The 11,936-nt window shown below is 71.1% G+C and carries 13 protein-coding genes; 5 read left to right on the forward strand and 8 right to left on the reverse strand.

All coding sequences use genetic code 11. The features are described from left to right. Nucleotides 1-97: 97 nt before the first annotated feature. Nucleotides 98-673, reverse strand: a complete 576-nt coding sequence (locus Q0Z83_RS29380; RefSeq protein WP_317786463.1) for a DUF2087 domain-containing protein — start codon at nt 671-673, stop codon at nt 98-100. A 195-nt stretch (nt 674-868) separates the two neighbouring features. On the opposite strand from Q0Z83_RS29380, the gene Q0Z83_RS29385 reads away from it, so the two are divergent. Continuing rightward, nucleotides 869-1,969 (forward strand): lytic polysaccharide monooxygenase auxiliary activity family 9 protein, encoded by a 1,101-nt coding sequence (locus Q0Z83_RS29385; RefSeq protein ID WP_317786464.1) that lies wholly within the window; start codon nt 869-871, stop codon nt 1,967-1,969. Between the two features lie 548 nt (nt 1,970-2,517). Then, nucleotides 2,518-3,048, forward strand: a complete 531-nt coding sequence (locus tag Q0Z83_RS29390; protein ID WP_317786465.1) for a hypothetical protein — start codon at nt 2,518-2,520, stop codon at nt 3,046-3,048. Between the two features lie 85 nt (nt 3,049-3,133). Here the strand turns inward: Q0Z83_RS29390 and Q0Z83_RS29395 are convergent, their stop codons facing one another. From Q0Z83_RS29395 to pcaH, 5 genes are all read right to left on the reverse strand, one after another. Next, nucleotides 3,134-3,988 carry an SCO6745 family protein gene (locus Q0Z83_RS29395; protein WP_317786466.1) on the reverse strand — a complete coding sequence of 285 codons (855 nt, stop codon included), beginning with the start codon at nt 3,986-3,988 and terminating at the stop codon, nt 3,134-3,136. 93 nt (nt 3,989-4,081) lie between these two features. Beyond that, complete coding sequence (gene pcaDC, locus Q0Z83_RS56085) at nt 4,082-5,194, reverse strand: bifunctional 3-oxoadipate enol-lactonase/4-carboxymuconolactone decarboxylase PcaDC (protein WP_317786467.1); 1,113 nt, start codon at nt 5,192-5,194, stop codon at nt 4,082-4,084. Then, nucleotides 5,188-6,408 (reverse strand): lyase family protein, encoded by a 1,221-nt coding sequence (locus tag Q0Z83_RS29405; RefSeq protein ID WP_317786468.1) that lies wholly within the window; start codon nt 6,406-6,408, stop codon nt 5,188-5,190. Before Q0Z83_RS29405 ends, pcaDC begins: the two co-directional genes overlap by 7 nt. Before the next feature lie 102 nt (nt 6,409-6,510). Beyond that, entirely contained in the window at nt 6,511-7,125 is a 615-nt protein-coding gene (gene pcaG / locus Q0Z83_RS29410) for a protocatechuate 3,4-dioxygenase subunit alpha (protein ID WP_317786469.1), read from the reverse strand. Further along, the gene (pcaH, locus tag Q0Z83_RS29415) at nt 7,122-7,871 is read right to left on the reverse strand and encodes a protocatechuate 3,4-dioxygenase subunit beta (protein ID WP_317786470.1); all 750 of its coding nucleotides are present in this window, start codon (nt 7,869-7,871) and stop codon (nt 7,122-7,124) included. The genes pcaG and pcaH overlap by 4 nt, the downstream gene beginning before the upstream one ends. 75 nt (nt 7,872-7,946) lie before the next feature. Here pcaH and Q0Z83_RS29420 point away from each other — a divergent pair, with 75 nt between their 5' ends. After that, nucleotides 7,947-8,687, forward strand: coding sequence for an IclR family transcriptional regulator (locus tag Q0Z83_RS29420; protein ID WP_317786471.1), 741 nt, complete (start codon nt 7,947-7,949; stop codon nt 8,685-8,687). Nucleotides 8,688-8,727: 40 nt separating this feature from the next. Beyond that, nucleotides 8,728-9,894, forward strand: a complete 1,167-nt coding sequence (locus tag Q0Z83_RS29425) for a 4-hydroxybenzoate 3-monooxygenase (RefSeq protein WP_317786472.1) — start codon at nt 8,728-8,730, stop codon at nt 9,892-9,894. On the opposite strand, the gene Q0Z83_RS29430 is transcribed toward Q0Z83_RS29425, so the two are convergent. Both Q0Z83_RS29430 and Q0Z83_RS29435 read right to left on the reverse strand, forming a co-directional pair. Next, nucleotides 9,817-10,419 (reverse strand): holin, encoded by a 603-nt coding sequence (locus tag Q0Z83_RS29430; RefSeq protein ID WP_317786473.1) that lies wholly within the window; start codon nt 10,417-10,419, stop codon nt 9,817-9,819. The two genes, Q0Z83_RS29425 and Q0Z83_RS29430, sit on opposite strands and share 78 nt — an antisense overlap. A gap of 26 nt (nt 10,420-10,445) precedes the next feature. Then, the gene (locus Q0Z83_RS29435) at nt 10,446-11,210 is read right to left on the reverse strand and encodes a hypothetical protein (protein ID WP_317786474.1); all 765 of its coding nucleotides are present in this window, start codon (nt 11,208-11,210) and stop codon (nt 10,446-10,448) included. Nucleotides 11,211-11,273: 63 nt separating this feature from the next. On the opposite strand from Q0Z83_RS29435, the gene Q0Z83_RS29440 reads away from it, so the two are divergent. Beyond that, nucleotides 11,274-11,855: an NAD(P)H-dependent oxidoreductase gene (locus Q0Z83_RS29440; protein WP_317786475.1), complete on the forward strand. Its 582-nt coding sequence runs from the start codon at nt 11,274-11,276 to the stop codon at nt 11,853-11,855. Nucleotides 11,856-11,936 lie beyond the last annotated feature (81 nt).

An 11,936-nucleotide genomic window follows, 5' to 3' on the forward strand; every position in this document is an offset into this window, starting at 1 on the left:
GCGGGACCGCACCCCCCCATGCGATACGGCCACGCGCACCGCCCCGAGCAGAGGCGTCCACCCCGCCCCCGGTGCTGTGCCGCGGTGATCCCGGCGGTCAGGTCAGGGACAGGGCCGACGTGGGCAGCGGGCGGGCCGAGCCGTAGGAGGTGCCGGCGCGGTCTCGTTCCAGCCAGCCCGACTCGACGAGCATCCGGCGGACCGCAGCCACGTCGTCGGCGGCCCGGGCGATCCGGTCGTTCACCTCGGACTCGCTCAGGATGCCGTCGACTGCGATGAAGCGGGCGAACAGTTCGGCCATCTGCTGGGCACGCGTGCTCAGCGTGGGTGGCAGACCGGCCAGCCGACCATGCGCGAAGAACGACTTGAGCTGCGGATATTCGGACAGGAGCGGGCCGATCGGCTGGACCCGGTCGAGCGCCTGGGCGGCCTCGCGCAGCACACCCTCGCGGGCCCGGTAGATGCCGTCGCCGGTTCCGGTCGCCACCCCGGCGCCGACCAGGCGGCCGAGCAGTTCGCCGACCTCGGCCCGGGGCAGGTCCAGGTGGACGGTCATCTCGAAGATGGTGGCGCCCTCTTTACCGTGCCGGGCCAACTCGGCGAAGGCCCGCAGACGGACCGGGTGGGAGAGCAGCATCAGCAGGCCGGCGGCGTGCGCGGCTTCAACGGACATCCCCTCACCGTAGGCACGGTCGCCGCCCGGGGCACCCGAATTTCACATTGACTTAACTCGATCGATCAAGCAGGCTGTGGCCAGCACTGCCGCCGGAGCCACGCGGCGCGCGCAAGCCTGGGCAGCTTCCGCGCACATCCACCGCAGGCGGGCCGTTCATGTCGACGGCCCCGAGCTCAGGAGTGCTGAGTTCAGATGCTCAAACCCGTACGCATCAAGTTTTTGATCTCCGCTGTGGTCGCGGCCCTGGCCGCGTCGATGGCGCTGCTCGCCGTGCACAGCGGTCCGGCGGCCGCCCACGGCAACGTCGTCAGTCCGGCCTCCCGCAACTACGGCTGCTGGGAACGCTGGGGGTCGCGGTTCCAGGACCCGGTGATGGCGACCGAGGACCCGATGTGCTGGCAGGCCTGGCAGGCCAACCCGAACGCCATGTGGAACTGGAACGGCCTGTTCCGTGAAGGTGTGGCCGGCCGGCACGAGACCGTCATCCCGGACGGTCAACTGTGCAGCGGCGGACACACCGAGAGCGGCCGCTACAACGCCATGGACGTGGCCGGCGACTGGAAGGCCGCGTCGCTCGGCAACTCGTTCACCGTCTCGCTGTTCGACGGGGCACGACACGGCGCCGACTACATCCGCGTCTACGTGACCAAGGCCGGCTACAACCCACTCACCACCGCGTTGAAGTGGTCGGATCTGGAACTCATCAAGACGGTTCCGAACACTCCCGCCGCACAGTGGACCCAGCAACTGTCCAACGGTGTGCAGATCGACATCCCGGCCAGCGTGTCGGGGCGTTCCGGGCGAGCCATGATCTACACGATCTGGCAGGCCAGCCACGCGGACCAGTCGTACTACTTCTGCAGCGACGTGAACTTCGGCGGCACCACCACTCCGTCGCCGTCGAACCCGTCGTCTCCCTCCCCCTCCAACCCGCCCTCCCCCTCCACCTCTCCGTCCACGTCGGTCTCGCCTTCGACGTCGAACCCGCCGGTCAACGGTTCCTGCGCGGCCACCCACGCGGTGACGTCGCAGTGGTCCGGCGGCTTCCAGGGTGAGATCAAGGTGACCGCGGGCAGTGCCGCGATCAAGAGCTGGACGGTGACCCTCACCTACCCGGGCACCCCGCCCATCGCTCAGGCCTGGAACGCGACGCTGACCACCAACGGCAACACGGTCGTGGCGACGAACGTGTCGTACAACGGCAGCGTGGCCGCCGGAGCCGCCACGAGTTTCGGCTTCCTCGGCTCGGGCAGCGCGGCGACACCCACGATCACCTGTAGTGCCACGACCTGACATCTCCCCTCATCGGTTCATTTTTGTTACAGTGCGATTAAGTGGGAGCGCTCCCAACTCCCATCTCGTCCCCCATCGCAGATCGGAGGCATGAATCCCCCGCGTGGCACGGCTCCGTCCACGCAGTGCCTCTCCACCGGGGAGCGAGGCGGCCCCACCTCGATCCCCGAAACCTCCGCCCCGCGGAGGAGCAACCCCAGCCCCGGTCCCCGCCGAGGCTGAGCGCATAGGCAGCGGCACCGACCGCCGGCACCCTCCGGCTCCGGTGCCGCTGCCCCGCCATGTCCAACCCCGGCCGGGGTTTTCGCGACGCAGCGCGGCACGGGTTCCGCGGCACGACGCGGATTTCGCGACGCGACACGACGCGGGTCTCGCGGCGCGGGTCTCGCGGCACGGCGCGGATGTCGCGGCGCGACACGGCGCGACACGGCGCGACACGACGCGGCGCGACACGACACGACACGACACGACACGACACGACACGGCGCGACACGGCGCGGGTGGGCGCGGGACGGCGCGGGACTGGCAACTTCCATAAGAATGCGTTCATGAGCATTCACGGGGAGATCAGGAACACCGCAGTGGTCATCAGCAGACCCGAGGTGCCGCCGCCGGGACGTCGGGCGGTGCTGGCCGGGCGGGTCGCGGCACTCGCGGCGACCGTGGGGTTCATGCCGCTGCATGTCGTCTGGGCGGCGGGAATTCCGCTGTTCGCGGATGCCGAACGGTTCCGGGTGTGGCACTCGGACGGCGGCGGGTTCTATCTGTGGACGCTCACCACGCTCGCTCTCCTGCCCGCGGGGTACGCCCTTGCCCTGATCCGGCCCTGGGGGCTGACCTTCCGGGACGGCCGGCGGGTACCCCGGATGCTGCTCATCGCCCCGGGATACGCGCTGGTCGCGGCGCTCGGCGGGTACGCCGCACTCGCGGTGGTGCTGTCGGCCGTCCAGTGGGACTCGCCGGAGGCGATCTTCAGTCCGTGGACCGGGGTCTACGGGATCGGTCAGTTCACGGTCTGGGTCGGGGCGCTCGCCGTGGCCGTCCGTTCCTATGCACGGCGTACCCGGATCTGGGGGTGACCACCGGATCAGCCCGGCGGTCGCGTTTCGGTCGGAGGGTTCGCCCGCCTCGCGGTGTGGCTCACGGTTCGTCCTGGTAGCCGTACTAGATATCGGTTCTCATGCCGAGAGTGCTCTGTTTCGGAAGCAGACCGGAAGCGGCGATCCGTGCGGCCATCGGGCCCGCGAGCTGGGCGAAGCGGCCGGTGGCCGGGCCGAGCTCGCGCCACGGGGCGGCGGCCAGGGTGTCGGTGCGGTCCTCCAACTCGGCGCGGGCGGCGGCGCCGGATCCGGTCGGAACGCCGTCGGGGTCCAACCAGCCGCGCGTGACCAGACTTCGGCGAGACTCCGCCCACTCCTCGGGAGTCCAGCCGCGGCTCGCGAACACCTCGGGTGGCGCGGCACCGGCCGCGGCGAAGGAGACCAGCAGCTCGCACGGACCGAACCCGGCGGTCACCGCGGCCGCGATGTGGCCGTCGCCGCGATGTTCCCGCAGCACCGTCGCGGCCTGCCACAGGTCCACGTGCGGCCGGCCGGACCAGCCGAGATCACGGTTCGCGGCGGCCAGCGGACGACCGGCCGTGTCGGCGGCCTCCGCGGCGCGGCGGGCCAGCGCCGCCGCCTCAGCCATCTCCGGACCGTCCACCGTGTCGCCCAGCAGCGCCCGCAACGCGCGGTCGACCGCCGGCCACCGCCGGGCGAGCACCGTCTCCGGATCACTGACCCGCCACACCCCCGGGATGTGTTCGGCGACCATCCGCGGGCTGAAGCTGTAGAACGCCGACGACACCGCCGCCGCTCCGGCCGCCCCGAGCGGGGCCGCCCGCCAGGCGAAATAGCTCGGCCAGCGGACGTCGACGGGATGGCCGAGCTGCTTCGCCTCGGCGTAGACCTCGGGGGCGTAGTAGAGGACGGCGTGGATCGGCTCGACGATCCGCCACATCTGGCGCACTTGATTCACGGCGATCATCGTCTCAGAGGGGCGACCATCGTCTCAGAGGGGCGACCATCGTCTCGGAGGGGCGACCATCGCCTCGGAGGGACGACCAGTATTTCAGAGGTCGGCCAGCACCTTCTGGACGATCCGGAACGCGGTGTTGGCGGCCGGGACCCCACAGTAGATCGCGGTCTGCAGGATCAGCTCCTTGATCTCCTCGTCGGACAGACCGTTGGTGCGGGCCGCCCGTACGTGCATCGCCAGCTCCTCGTGATGTCCGAGAGCGATCAGGGCGGTGAGGGTGATCAGCGAACGGTCCCGGCGGGCCAGTCCGGGACGCGTCCAGATCTCGGCCCAGGCGTACCTGGTGATCATGTCCTGGAAGTCGCGGGTGAACGCGGTGGTCCCGGCGGTGGCCCGGTCCACGTGTGCCGCGCCGAGCACCTCCCGGCGGACCGCGATGCCCGCCGACCGGGTCTCGTCGAAATGCTGATCCAGCAGGAACGCGACGACCTCCGGGGACTCGGCGGGCGCCAGATGCGCGACCGTGTCGAGGACGACCAGACGCCCGTGCAGCACGCCGTCGGCGATCGCCTGGAGACTGTCCGGCGGGGTCGGCTTATCGTGCCCGCCGGCTACCGCCAGCACCGGGGCGGCGATCTCGGCGAGCCGGTCCCGTACGTCGAATTCGGCGAGCGCCTCACACGCTCGTGCATAACTCTCCGGATCGGTCGCACGCAGCGCCGCGATCAGCGACTCCGCCGCCGCCGGCTCGGGGCCCGGCGCGAACCAGCGCTCCCGGGCACCGGCCACCACCGCCTCGACGCCCTCGGCCCGGACCAGTTCTGCCCGGTCGTGCCACATCGCCGGCTCGCCGATCTTCGCGCCGGTGCAGAGCAGCGCGGCGGCACCGACCCGGTCCGGGGCGTCCAGCAGCAGCTGCAGACCGACCGCGCCGCCGATCGAATCACCGGCGTAGCCGAACGTCTCTCCCGGGCGGATCCGGTCGGCGAGCGCCAGCACGTCCCGGGCCAGGTCGGCCATCGTGAACGGGCCGGTCGCCGGGGCACTCGCGCCGTGCCCGGGCAGGTCCCAGCCGACCACGTGGTAGCGGCCGTACAGGCGGTCGGCGCACGCCGCCCACAGGGTCGCGGCGCTGGTCCCGACGGACGGCCCGAGCAGCAGCAACGGCTTTCCGGGGGCGTCGGTGAAGGTGGTCGCGGTCAGCACGGCTCTCCCTCTCGGGTCTCTCTGCGGGTCTCTGCGGCGCGGGCCAGGACGGCGTCGATGATCTGGTCGGTGGCGCCCCGATAGGGACCCGCGTCCGGGTTGATCGAACGCTGTTCGGCGTCGATGCCGGGCCGCGCCGCGGTCAGGTTCGCGGTCATCCAGGACGTCTCCACCTGGAGGCCGGCCAGCAGCTCCGCGGTCTGCGAACCGGCCGTCACGGTACGTCGGGCCAGCGTGCGCAGGGTCGACCACTCGACGTGCCAGCCGCCGTCCGGACGTTCGTCGACGGCCGCCGCCGCACCGGCGTGCAGGGTCGCGGCCAGAAACGGCGCGGCCAGAGCGGCCCGGCGGATCAGGATCGACAGGACCGGGTTCTGCTTGTTCGGCATCGCCGACGAGCCACCACGGCCGGCGACCGCGCCCTCGGACAGTTCGTGCACCTCCGGGCGGGCGCCCACCAGCACGTCGTTGGCGATCCGGCCCCACGCGTCGGTGCAGGTCACCAGGGCGTCGGCGAGTCCGGTCAGAGGCGCGCGGGCGGTGTGCCACGGCTCCCGGACCGGTAGGTCGAGCGTCGCGGCCGTGGTCTCGACCAGGGCGCGGGCCACGATCGGCGAACCGGCCAGCGCGACCGGCGCGGCGAGGCTGCCGGCGGCTCCGCCGACCTGCGCCGGAAGCGACACGGCGGCCAGGCGGTCCCGCGCGTCCAGGATTCCGGTGAGCCAGGTCGCTGCCTTAAGACCGAAGGTGATCGGTACGGCGTACTGCGTCAAAGTCCGGCCGGCCATCGGCGTGTCCCGGTGCTCGGCGACCAGCCGGACCAGGGCGGCGGACTGGCCGGCCAGGTCGTCACGGATCCGGTCGGTGGCGTCCCGCAGACACAGAACCAGTCCCGTGTCGATCACGTCCTGACTGGTCAGGCCCTTGTGCAGCCAGTGGGCGGCGGCCGGGTTGCGGGCCTCCAGGCGGTTGCGGAGCAGCTTCAGCAGCGGGATCAGCGGATTGCCGCCGGCTTCCGCGCCGGCCGCGACCAGGGGCACGTCGTCGGCGCCGATCAAGCCGTCCAGCCCGTCGGCGGCGTCGGCCGGGGCCACACCGTGCGTCACCAACGCGTCCAGCCAGGCGGCTTCGGCACGCACCATCGCCGCCAGAACCGCCGCATCGGTGAAGACGTCACCGGCCCGGTCGTCGCCCGGCCACAACAGGTCAGTCACCGTGCACTCCCGCTCTCACCCATACCCGCCACCCACACCCCGCGGTGGAGAAAGCCGCAGGACCGGCGGTGCGAAGAGTGCTGGGGCGGGGTTTCCGGATGGTCAGGACCATGCGTCTCGTAGCCGGGGGTAGGTGAGGAAGACGGTTTCCCGCTCGCCCTGCAGGTGGATGTCGAAGACCAGCGCGGACTCGGAACGGGTCGCGATCAAGGTGTCGCGGCGGTCGGGGGCCACCGCACGCAGTAGCGGGTCCGCGGCCAGGAGGCCGAGCGACTCGTCCGCGGAGACGGCGGTGGGCGACGGGTTCGAGAGGGTGGCCGGGGTGTCCGGGAGGTAGGCGCGGGTGAAGAGACGGTCGAGCAGGCCGCGGGCGAAGACGGTGACGGCGAAGAACGGGGCGCGGCCGGCTTCGGTGGGGCCCGGTTCGAGGGTGGCGAACTGGTAGTGGCCGTCCGGGTCGGTGGCGGCGCGGCCCCAGCCGGTGAAGGTCCAGCCGTCGCGGCGCAGTGAGCCGGGCCGGCGCGGGATGTGGCCCTGCGGGTCGGCCTGCCAGATCTCGATCACCGCGTCGGGCACCGGGTTTCCGGCGCCGTCGTAGACGTGGCCGTGCAGGCGGACCGCTTTCGGGTGGCTCGGCGGGACCAACTCGTTCATGCCGTCGTATTCCAGGCCCAGGTGGAAGAACGGGCCGACGGTCTGGCCGGGGACGGCGCTCATGCGTTGTCTTCCTCGATGTCCGATTCGAGCGGGGTGCGGTGGGTGCCGGTGAGCACGATGTCCCAGCGGTAGCCGGTGCTCCACTCGGGGGTGGTGACGTCGTGGTCGTACTGGGCGATCAGCAGTTCCCGGGCTTTCGGGTCGGTGATCGACTGGTAGATCGGGTCGAGGGGGAACAGCGGGTCGCCGGGAAAGTACATCTGGGTGACCAGGCGCTGGGTGAAGTCGCTGCCGAAGATCGAGAAGTGGATGTGGGCGGGTCGCCACGCGTTGACGTGGTTGCGCCACGGGTACGGCCCCGGCTTGATCGTCTGGAAGCGGTAGGTGCCGTCCGGGCCGGTGAGCATCCGGCCGACGCCGGTGAAGTTGGGGTCGTGCGGCGCCGGGTGCTGGTCGCGCTGGTGCCGGTAGCGGCCCGCGGCGTTGGCCTGCCACACCTCGACGAGTTGGTCGGCCACCGGGCGGCCGTCGCCGTCGAGGACCCGGCCGGTGACGACGATCCGTTCGCCGAGCGGGGTGCCCGCGTGCTGGATGGTCAGGTCGGCCTCGTCGTCGGCGACGTCGCGGTGACCGAAGACCGGCGCCCACAGTTCGACCGATTCCGGGTCGACCAGGTGGGCCGGCTGTTTGGGGTGCCGCAGGATGCTGCTGCGGTACGGGGCGTAGTCGATCTTCGGCTGTGGGCCGCCCGGCTGCTGGGCCGCCGCCTCGATCTCCCGGTTGATGTCAGCTTGTGACGACTCCATGTTCACGCTCCGGACGCTAGGCGGTCGGACGGCAGTCGGCGATAAAGTTCTTCCGCTGAGCGGAAGGGGCAGAGTATGGGCGCCACCGTCACCTCGCGTGCGCTGGACCTCCTGGGAGCCTTCGACGGGGAGCATCGCAGCCTCTCGCTGACCGATCTGGCCCGCCGCGCCGATCTGCCGCTGGCCACCGCGCACCGGTTGGTCGGCGAGCTGCACCGGTGGGGCGCGCTGGCCCGGGAACCGAACGGGGAGTATGTGATCGGCCGCCGGATCTGGCAGCTGGGCCTGCTCGCCCCGGTGCAGAGCGGCCTACGCCAGGCCGCTTCGCCATTTTTGCACGATTTGTACGGGACGACGCTGGCCACCGTACATCTGGCGGTCCGCGACGGCCTCGAGGTGCTGTACGTGGAACGTCTGGCCGGCCACGTGTCGGTGCCGGTGGTCAGCCGGGTCGGCTCCCGCCTGCCGATGCACGCGACAGGGGTCGGGAAGGTGCTGCTGGCGTACGCCCCGGAGGAGGTCCGCGTCGAGGTCCTGCAGCACCTGACCAGGATCACCGCGTACACCGTGACCCAACCGGCCCGCCTGCTGGAGCAGCTGCGCCGGGTCCGGGCCGAGGGGTATGCCACCACCGGCGAGGAGATGAGCCTGGGCGCGTGCTCGGTGGCGGTGCCGGTGCGCAACGGCGACACCGTGGTCGCGGCTCTCGGCATGGTGGTGCCCGACCTGCGGCGGCAACTCCCCCGGCTGGTGTCGGCGCTCCAGGTGGCCGCGCACGGGATCAGTCGCACCCTGGCTTCCGTCCAATGGAAATAGGGTCTTGTGTCCCGGCCTCTTGTTATCGAAGTCTGAGGACATGCGTACCCAGGTCGCCATCATCGGCGCCGGCCCGGCCGGCCTGCTTCTCTCCCATCTCCTCGCCCAGGGCGGGGTCGAGTCGGTCGTGCTGGAGACCCGCTCGGAGGAGTACGTCGCGGCCCGCATCCGGGCCGGCATCCTCGAGCATTCCAGCGTCGAACTGCTGGAGGCGGCCGGGCTCGGCGCCCGGATCCGTGCCGAGGGCGACGAGCACCGGGGCATCTACCTGCAGTGGCCGGGCGAACGGCACCATCTGGACTTCGTCGACCTGACCGGCCGCAGCGTGTGGGTCTACGGCCAGACCGAGGTGCAGAAGGACCTGATCGCGGCTCGCCGGGCGGACCACCAGGAGATCCACTACGAGGTCTCCGACGTAGCCCTGCACGACATCGAGGATCAGCCGTACGTCACCTACACCGACCGGGAGGGAGTCAGTCGCCGGTTGGACGCCACGGTGATCGCCGGATGCGACGGCTCCTTCGGGCCCAGCCGGTCCGCCGTCCCCGCCGCGCAGGTCCACGAGAAGGTGTACCCGTACTCCTGGTTCGGGATCCTCGCCGACGTGGCGCCGTCCACCGACGAGTTGATCTACGCCTGGCACCCGAACGGTTTCGCCCTGCACAGCATGCGTTCGGAGAGCGTCAGCCGCCTCTACCTGCAGGTCCCCAACGGCACCGATCCGCAGTCGTGGTCCGACGACCGGATCTGGGACGAGCTGTCGACCCGGCTCGGGCACGGGCAGAACGGCTGGAAGCTCAACCCCGGGCCGATCACCGACCGGAGCGTGCTGCCGATGCGCAGCTACGTGCAGACACCGATGCGGCACGGCCACCTCTACCTGGCCGGCGACGCCGCGCACATCGTCCCGCCGACCGGCGCCAAGGGCCTCAACCTGGCGATCGCCGACGTCGCCCTGCTCAGCAAGGCCCTCATCACCAAGATCAAGGACAAGGATCAGCGGTACGCCGACGCGTACTCCGACGACGCGCAGCGCCGGGTCTGGCGCTGCACGCATTTCTCCTGGTGGATGACGACGATGCTGCACACCTCGGGCGACCCGTTCGACGCCGAGTTGCAGCTGTCGCAGCTACGTTGGGTCGCCGGCAGCCGGGCCGGTGCCACCGGTCTCGCCGAGAACTACGCCGGCCTGCCCATCGGGTACTGACGCGGACCCGTCCGGCGGGTTGGTCGCCGCCACGGTCGGTGGCGGCGGGGCGTGGTCGACCGCCTCCCGGTAGGTGCCCATCGGCAGCGTGGACGGGCTGGCACCCGGCGGGACCTGCCCGTTCGGTGCGGCCGGTTCACGGGCCAGCAGACCCTTGCCGAACGAACCCACGGTCGCGACGAAGGCGATGTTGAGGGCGCTCTCCCAGTCGAACGAGGTGATGTCGAAGGCCCCGGCCACCATCGAGCCGGACAGCGCCGCGAGGAACGTCTTCGCCAGGCGGACCAGCAGGTCGGGCCAGAAGGCCAGGTTCGTCAGCTTCGACAGGTACTGGACGGCGGTCAGCACCAGCGACGAGACGAACGCGCTGACGGCGAGGGTCAGCGCGTACTTCCACGGCAGGTTGATCACCGACCCGACCCCGCCGGCCAGCAGCGTCGCCACGAACACCTGGCCGGCCGACCAGCCGGCCCGCTCGACGAAGTCCAGGACGACGGCACGCCACTTCGGAACGACCTCAGCCATGGGATCGACATTCCTCGTTTCGGAGATCATCGGACATCGACCGAACGGATCAGTTCCCGAAGAGCATCACCGATCCCGGACGGTACGGCGTACCGCTTCTCCAGCCAGGCGAAGGTGAAACGGGCCGCCGCCGGACTGCCGGTGTAGCCGGGGACCATCGCGGCCAGCGGCAGCACCTCGACCGGATAGGCGCGTTCGACGCGGCGGGCCGGTTCGAAGGCATCCCGGTACGGGGGTTCGCCGCCGCCCAGGCGCAGCAACGCGATCACCGCGTCGACGGCCCGGTGCTGGATGAGCCGGGCCGCGGCCAGGCGCTCGCCGCGCAGCTCCCGGTGCAGGCCGATGTAGAGGCTGACCAGGGCGTCGTTGAGGTGGTACTCCTCGGTGTCGAACGGTGGCCGCGGAACCGGCGCGCCCGACGTGACCAGATCGGCCGGGGCGTCCGGCCGGCGCCACACCGTCCGCGCACCGGCGAACGGCGTCCGGGCCAGTTCGGCGACGGTCAGCACCCGGTACTCGACGAGGACCCCGTCGGCGTAGAGGGCCCGGCGACCGGCACGTTGGTGGGCGAAGAGGTAGGTCACCGGCCCGGGCGCCTCCAGCCAGTCGGTCCGATCCAGGTAGCGCCAGGTCGCCCCGTCCTCGACGATCACGTAGAAGTCCAGGTCGGAATGGTCGTCCAGACGGGCCGGCTGGGCGCCGCACGACCCCAGCCCGAGCAGCGCGACGGTGTCGCCCCGCTCCTTCAGGACCGCGGCGATCTCGTCGAGCCTGCGCAGAACCGGCCTCATCGCACCTCCTCGATATGTGAGGGCATCATTACCGACCGGGACGGAAGATGCGAGGATCGAGTGGTGAGCCGGGTCCATGTCGTCTACGCGCATCCGTCGCCGGGCAGTTTCACGCGTGAGGTGCTCGACTCGTTTCTGAGCGGGCTCTCGGCGTACACCCTGACCGATCTTCATGAAGTGGGTTTTCCGGCCGTGATGAGCGCGGCGGAGTACACCCGGAAGGCGACCGACCCGGTGCCCGCGGACGTCGCCGCCGAACAGGAACGTCTCGAGGCGGCCGACGTGTGGGCGTTCGTGTATCCGGTGTGGTGGGCCGACTGCCCGGCGATCCTCAAGGGCTGGTTCGACCGGGTGTGGACCACCGGGTGGGCCTATCAGCCGATGCGGTTGCGGCCGGCCCGTCGCGCGATCGTGCTGTGCACCGCCGGTTACACGCTCGAGGAGCTGGAGGTCCGCGGGCACCACCAGGCCATGCGGGCGGTCATGCTGGACGATCGGATCGGCGCGCGGGCCGAGACGTCCGAGTTCGTGGTGCTCGGCGGGTCGGCGACGGCCGGGGCGGACTGGCCGGCGCTCAAGGCCCGTCACCTGGAGCGGGCCGCCGCTCTGGGCCGGTCCGTTCAGGCGCCCGCGTCTTCTCCGTAGGCGTCCGCGCCGTCCCAGCAGGCGCCCGCGTCTTCTCCGTAGGCGTCCGCGCCGTCCCAGCAGGCGTCTGCGTCTTCTCCG

This window comes from Actinoplanes sichuanensis (assembly GCF_033097365.1).
GTDB lineage: Bacteria > Actinomycetota > Actinomycetes > Mycobacteriales > Micromonosporaceae > Actinoplanes > Actinoplanes sichuanensis.

What these genes read in the sequence shown, in the direction of transcription:
- Q0Z83_RS29380 (WP_317786463.1), bottom strand. Translation starts at nt 673, where the DNA reads ATGTCCGTTGAAGCCGCGCACGCCGCCGGCCTGCTGATGCTGCTCTCC.
- Q0Z83_RS29385 (WP_317786464.1), top strand. Translation starts at nt 869, where the DNA reads ATGCTCAAACCCGTACGCATCAAGTTTTTGATCTCCGCTGTGGTCGCG.
- Q0Z83_RS29435 (WP_317786474.1), bottom strand. Translation starts at nt 11,210, where the DNA reads ATGAGGCCGGTTCTGCGCAGGCTCGACGAGATCGCCGCGGTCCTGAAG.
- Q0Z83_RS29420 (WP_317786471.1), top strand. Translation starts at nt 7,947, where the DNA reads ATGGGCGCCACCGTCACCTCGCGTGCGCTGGACCTCCTGGGAGCCTTC.
- Q0Z83_RS29390 (WP_317786465.1), top strand. Translation starts at nt 2,518, where the DNA reads ATGAGCATTCACGGGGAGATCAGGAACACCGCAGTGGTCATCAGCAGA.
- pcaH (WP_317786470.1), bottom strand. Translation starts at nt 7,871, where the DNA reads ATGGAGTCGTCACAAGCTGACATCAACCGGGAGATCGAGGCGGCGGCC.
- Q0Z83_RS29430 (WP_317786473.1), bottom strand. Translation starts at nt 10,419, where the DNA reads ATGGCTGAGGTCGTTCCGAAGTGGCGTGCCGTCGTCCTGGACTTCGTC.
- pcaG (WP_317786469.1), bottom strand. Translation starts at nt 7,125, where the DNA reads ATGAGCGCCGTCCCCGGCCAGACCGTCGGCCCGTTCTTCCACCTGGGC.
- Q0Z83_RS29425 (WP_317786472.1), top strand. Translation starts at nt 8,728, where the DNA reads ATGCGTACCCAGGTCGCCATCATCGGCGCCGGCCCGGCCGGCCTGCTT.